The sequence below is a fragment of the Lacticaseibacillus sp. 53-4 genome, assembly GCF_016861805.1.
In the GTDB taxonomy this organism is placed as follows: Bacteria; Bacillota; Bacilli; order Lactobacillales; family Lactobacillaceae; genus Lacticaseibacillus.
Genome location: NZ_BOLT01000058.1, coordinates 1 through 5,333 on the forward strand (window position 1 = coordinate 1; position 5,333 = coordinate 5,333).

The 5,333-nt window shown below is 48.1% G+C and carries 5 protein-coding genes; all 5 read right to left on the bottom strand.

Annotated elements, in window-relative coordinates; genetic code table 11:
- Positions 1 to 137: 137 nt before the first annotated feature.
- On the bottom strand, positions 138 to 728 hold the full coding sequence (locus tag JUF21_RS11640) for an NAD(P)H-dependent oxidoreductase (protein ID WP_203624811.1): 591 nt from the start codon (positions 726 to 728) through the stop codon (positions 138 to 140).
- Between the two features lie 79 nt (positions 729 to 807).
- Positions 808 to 1,341, bottom strand: a complete 534-nt coding sequence (locus JUF21_RS11645; RefSeq protein WP_203624810.1) for a Crp/Fnr family transcriptional regulator — start codon at positions 1,339 to 1,341, stop codon at positions 808 to 810.
- 208 nt (positions 1,342 to 1,549) lie between these two features.
- Positions 1,550 to 2,452 (bottom strand): ROK family protein, encoded by a 903-nt coding sequence (locus JUF21_RS11650; protein WP_203664789.1) that lies wholly within the window; start codon positions 2,450 to 2,452, stop codon positions 1,550 to 1,552.
- 3 nt (positions 2,453 to 2,455) lie between these two features.
- Complete coding sequence (locus tag JUF21_RS11655; RefSeq protein ID WP_203664791.1) at positions 2,456 to 3,334, bottom strand: Nif3-like dinuclear metal center hexameric protein; 879 nt, start codon at positions 3,332 to 3,334, stop codon at positions 2,456 to 2,458.
- Between the two features lie 13 nt (positions 3,335 to 3,347).
- Positions 3,348 to 5,201, bottom strand: coding sequence for a glucose PTS transporter subunit IIA (locus JUF21_RS11660; RefSeq protein WP_203664793.1), 1,854 nt, complete (start codon positions 5,199 to 5,201; stop codon positions 3,348 to 3,350).
- Positions 5,202 to 5,333: the final 132 nt, after the last annotated feature.

A 5,333-nucleotide genomic window follows, 5' to 3' on the forward strand; every position in this document is an offset into this window, starting at 1 on the left:
TCGCAACGCTCCAAACGTTGCTTTCAGACCGGCCAGATGCGATTTCATGTCCCCAATACCGAGGTGAATAATCCAGGATCAAAATACGCAAAAAGCCTGTCAGCGCGATTTGACAGACCTTTAACGAGTATATTCAATTACTGTCGGGCGCCGATGACATTGGCCTGCTTGAGCCAGCCTTGGCGCTTCGCATCGGAACTCTTTTTCACCATGTTGCAGCTCATCCACTTCACGTGCTTGAGCCCCATTTTGACGAACGTGCCGCGGACCAAGGCGCGCTGAATCGCGTTGCCAAAGACCCAGCGGTACAGGCTCTTGGGGGTGTTCATCGTGGTCATGATGGTGGTCGACTTGAGCTTCGGCAGGTTCGAGGCCATGCCGACGCCGCCTTTGGTGTAGTTGAACGTCTCGCCAGGGAAGACGACCTTGTCGATGAAGCCCTTCATCATCGCTGGCATCAGCTCCCACCAAATCGGGAAGATCAGGATCAGGTGGTCGGCAGCCTTGACGCGTTCAATGTAGTCGATGGCCTGCGGATCCTGCGCCTTGTGCTTCAGAAAACCGATCAGGTCCTTGCTGTGCATGACCGGGTCAAACCCGTCCGCCTCCAGATCGATCACATCGACGGTGTTGCCCGCCTTTTCCGCACCCGCTTTGGCCGAAGCCATCAGCGCGTGGCAGAAGCTGCCATCATATGGGTGACTCGTTACGATTACTGTGTTTGTCATATTGTTTGCCTCCAAATGTTGATGAGGCAAGCATAACGAGGTTTGGACAGCGCAGCATTAACGATTGTTAATTCCACAATTATTTTTTGACGCGGCTGCGAATGCGGGACAGCGACACCGGCGTGATACCCAGATACGAGGCCAGCTCGTACTTCGGCACGCGCTTGACCAGTGCGGGGTCGCTGGCCAGCAGCGCCTGGTAGCGCGCTTCCGGCGAGTCCTGAATGCGATTAAGAAAATACTGCGTGTAATCGATGAACCGGTGGCACACATAATCGGTGAACACCGCCATCAGTTGCGGCTCTTTTTCCAGCGCCTGCCGCAGCGCCTCACCATTCACGACTGTCACCGTGGTTGGCTCGATCGCCGTGATTGAAAACAGGCTAGGCTTGCGCAGATAAAAACTCTCAAACGACGACACGACCTGCCCTTCGAAGAAAAACTGCACGGTGATATCGCGGCCGTCGTCGTTGTGCCACAGCCGCACCGCCCCTCGCTCCACGAAGTACAGCTGCGTCGCCACATCCCCTTCGCGCAGCAGGTCATCCCCACGGTCGATGGTTTTCTCGTGGCCCATTTGCTTGAACCGGTCGTAGTAGTCACTCAGTTTCATTTCGGCGCCTCGTTTTTCCTTCAGATTACTCTCAGACCAAGGATTATACAACGATTCCAATCCCTCGAGTAAAGTGCTGATCGACACAAAAACGTGTCTGCTTTTCGTAAAAAGCAAACACGTTAACGAACTAGGCGCTCCAACAAGCATCTGCCTTACTCTTAATTAAAAGTTGTTTAGCTAGTCCCTCTCGCAAGAGCCTGTTCAGCTAAACTACTTCACTGGAGGCAATAATAGGCTGGCCACTGCAAAGCGCAATCTTTGCGAGACTAAAATCACCTCTAGTTGCCGAGCCGTTGTGCGCTACCTCCGGCAAGGAAATATACTGCTCCAGCGGTGGAACCTGAACATATCCATTTAGCAGCTTGGCAAATGAATCTCTTGTCTTTGCAATCAACTGAGGACTTGCAACGCCCCCACCAATCACAATACTGTCTGGGCGTATAGTTAAGGTCACTTGGAGTAGGGCTTGCGAAAGGTAGTATCCGATTACTTCCCACACCGGATCTTCTAACTGTAACTTTTGTCCGGGAACACCTTTACGTGCTTGAATACTTGGACCAGATATCAAGCCTTCTAGGCAGTCTCCGTGGAATGGGCATATGCCTTTAAAATTCAAATCGGCTGGATGCCTCTTGACGAAGACATGTCCCATTTCTGGATGGCCTAAGCGTCCTATGAATTTGCCATTTTGGACAATTCCAGCACCCACTCCAGTACCAACTGTATAGTATACGAGCGAAGCTACCGATTTATCGAGGTGACGAACCTTATATTCACCAAAAGCAGAACCGTTAACGTCAGTTGTGATGAAAACAGGGACATGTAGCGCTTGATGGATAATTGGCGCGATGGCAGTTTGTCGCCATCCCGATTTAGGCGTGTCTGTTATGTACCCGAAATGGGCACGCGCCGGATTTAACTCAAGCGGTCCGAAACTCGCTAATCCAATTGCCCCTACCGGATGCATACGAAAATACGAAATGACATTACTTAACGTCTCGTCTGGTTTCGTTGTTGCAAAATGAACAGAATCAAGAACTTGGTTTTGCTCGTTACCTACAGCACACACAAACTTTGTGCCACCGGCCTCAACTGAGCCAAAATTCATTGCTTAATTACTCCTTAACGACTTACTATTGTTGGTAGTTTCAAATAAGACTCTTTCAAATGGGTCGCCAGCATCAAGCCACTGGGCTTTAAGATTGAATTTGTCAGCCAACCATTCTGGCAACCACTTCATCCCAGACTCCTCACTTCGCTCATGGCCAATAACCAACATGGCGCAAGGATGACCAAGCCTATTAGCATCTCGAATATAGGCTGGAACAGTCCACTCTTCAATATCACCACTGATCACTAGATCGATTCGTTGGTCACGAATTTGTTTGATTGGATTATATTCGTCGCCCAACCCCAGGGTCGCGCCACCGATTAGAGCTGCAACGTTTTCTACTGGCTGACTGACGTCACCAATATACCGAACACCACCAAGTTTCAATCGTGTACGAACTGTATTAAGGACTTCAGCTAAAGTGGTCTTTGGCAACATAAATCGCGTCTCTGCACGTTCAAGAACATTTTTTCCGGCTGGGTCACCGGGCAATAAATAGTCTGACCAGCCTAACTCCTTTGCGACCCCTGCAACAATCATGTCGTGAGCTCCGCCAAAATGCATATGATCATGGAAGCGGTAGATTACCAGGTTATGTTTGGCAATTAACTCTCGTTTCGCCTGATATACCGAATCATCCTGCATAAGTGATTCACGATCATGACCATCAAACCAGGTTGGCTCATGCGTAATAATAAAATTCGCGCCAAGCCTAATGGCGGCATTGATAACATCGACCGTGGCCATAAAGGATGTCACGATGCCATGTGCATCCTGGTCTGAATCTCCGATAATGAGCTGATCGATGGTGGTACTTGGAATTCGATGATTCGGATCCGTCGCCGACTCAATTGCGTTAATAATACTTTGAATCTTCATCAATACGTCTCCCTTAACGTGCTATCCGCATAATATCTCCTGATTGATTCTGCAAGTCTATTGTAATATCGTTAAAGTCTCCAGAATTTAGGAGTGCAACAATCACCGTGTCATCATAACCTTGCTTCTGGATAGCATCAAAATCCGCATGTCCCAATAGATCACCCTGGTTGACGTGCTGACCCTGCTTGAGGTTCAAGTGGAAGCCCTTGCCATTTAGCTTAACAGTATCAATCCCGATATGAATGAGAACTTCAGCGCCCCCATCAGAGGTAAACCCAACAGCATGTTGAGTTGGGTATAGTGCCGTGACTGTGCCACTTACAGGAGCGTATAGATCATCCTTATCTGGCACGACAGCGAAGCCTTTCCCGAGTTTGCCGGAAGCAAATACTTCGTCCTTCACTTCTCCCAGAGAAATAACCTTACCTCCCACAGGCGCCATCACTGTCGTTGGTGTATCCGCTGCCTGGGCATTTACGGATTGAGATTTGTCTTGTCCATCTACAGCAACAACCTGTTCTTCAGGTAGTCTTAGCGTAACCATTAGACCAAGAGCAACAACAAATGCCACCAACATGGAAACCGCATAGAGACCGACTGGCTGATATGTCGGAATTGTAAAGATGCCACCCGCAATCACTGTTGCACGAATCGAAAACAGACCGTTTATGATGCCAGACAGCAAGCCGGCAATTCCGGCGTATACCCAAGTCCTCTTGTATTTAAAATAGACACCGTAAATAACGGGCTCTGTGATTCCTGCCAGAAAAGCGGACGTGAAAGCTGCGAAAGAATTCTGACGCTCGCGAGTATTCTTCCGATGAATGATTGCCAAACCTAGTGCAATACCCGCAGCTGCAAATGCGGTGGATTGGACCGTTGGCAGCAACGGATCCCAGCCCTTTGTTGCCAGATTCATAATAACCATCGGAATGACCGCCCAGTGTAAACCAAAAGCAACAATAATAATACCGACCGCTCCAAAAATCGCACATGAAATGATTGCGTTCTTGACCATAGCCCAACTAAAGAAGGCGGCGATCCAGTTGCCCAGAGTGACGCCGATTGGTCCAAAAATCATCATAGTTAGTGGAACCGTGATGGCTAACTCAAGCATCGGGGTTAAGATGCTGGTCATACTCTTTGGCACAATTTTCTGTAGACCAATGTCCAAGAGCTTCAACATCAAAACTGCTAACACAATCGGAACAACAGTTGACGAATAATTCATGAGTGGAATGTGCAGGCCAAACATGTCTACTGTTTTTTTGTTCGCTATCACTAAATTCATGATATTAGGCTCGAGCAAAGCTGCGCCAATTGTCCCAGCGATGTACGGATTTACTTTGAGCTTAAGCCCAAATGAAACACCCAAAATGATCGGCAAAAAGTAAAATACAGCGTTGCCAGCGGCAGAAAGAACCGCATATGTGCCACTCTTCGCATTTAGCCAGCCAACCATTGTTAGAATTTGAACTGCGGCCTTCAAGAGACCAGAACCCATAATTGCTGGAATAATAGGGGCGAAAGTGCCTGAAATCATGTCAAAGACATAATCACTCTTCTTCTTTGGTTTACCTGCGGTAACGCTATCCTTAGAATCTGCTGACTGGCCAAAATCATGACCAAGATCTTCCATGACAGCATTATAAACTGGCGTCACATTTTGGCCAATAACAACCTGATACTGGCCTCCCTGTTGAACAACTTGAATAATGTCTAATTTCTCCAACGCTGCCTTATTTGCTGCACCATCATCCTTCAAGACAAATCGCAAGCGCGTGACACAATGAGTCAGCGACTGAATATTGTCACGACCACCAACGCCCTGGACGATGTCCTTAGCAAGCTGGGTATAAGCCATCTTTAAAACCCCTTTCAAAATACCTAGTTAAACGTCTTAATTCCTAAGAACGTTTTCCCCCAGTTTACAATTCAAGTGCAACACCCTGACGACTAGACCAAAAAGGCCATGAAGACCTATTCTTGTTAGTAC

Coding starts and splice junctions, on each gene's coding strand:
- JUF21_RS11640 (WP_203624811.1), bottom strand. CDS start 728: ATGACAAACACAGTAATCGTAACGAGTCACCCATATGATGGCAGCTTC.
- JUF21_RS11645 (WP_203624810.1), bottom strand. CDS start 1,341: ATGAAACTGAGTGACTACTACGACCGGTTCAAGCAAATGGGCCACGAG.
- JUF21_RS11650 (WP_203664789.1), bottom strand. CDS start 2,452: ATGAATTTTGGCTCAGTTGAGGCCGGTGGCACAAAGTTTGTGTGTGCT.
- JUF21_RS11655 (WP_203664791.1), bottom strand. CDS start 3,334: ATGAAGATTCAAAGTATTATTAACGCAATTGAGTCGGCGACGGATCCG.
- JUF21_RS11660 (WP_203664793.1), bottom strand. CDS start 5,201: ATGGCTTATACCCAGCTTGCTAAGGACATCGTCCAGGGCGTTGGTGGT.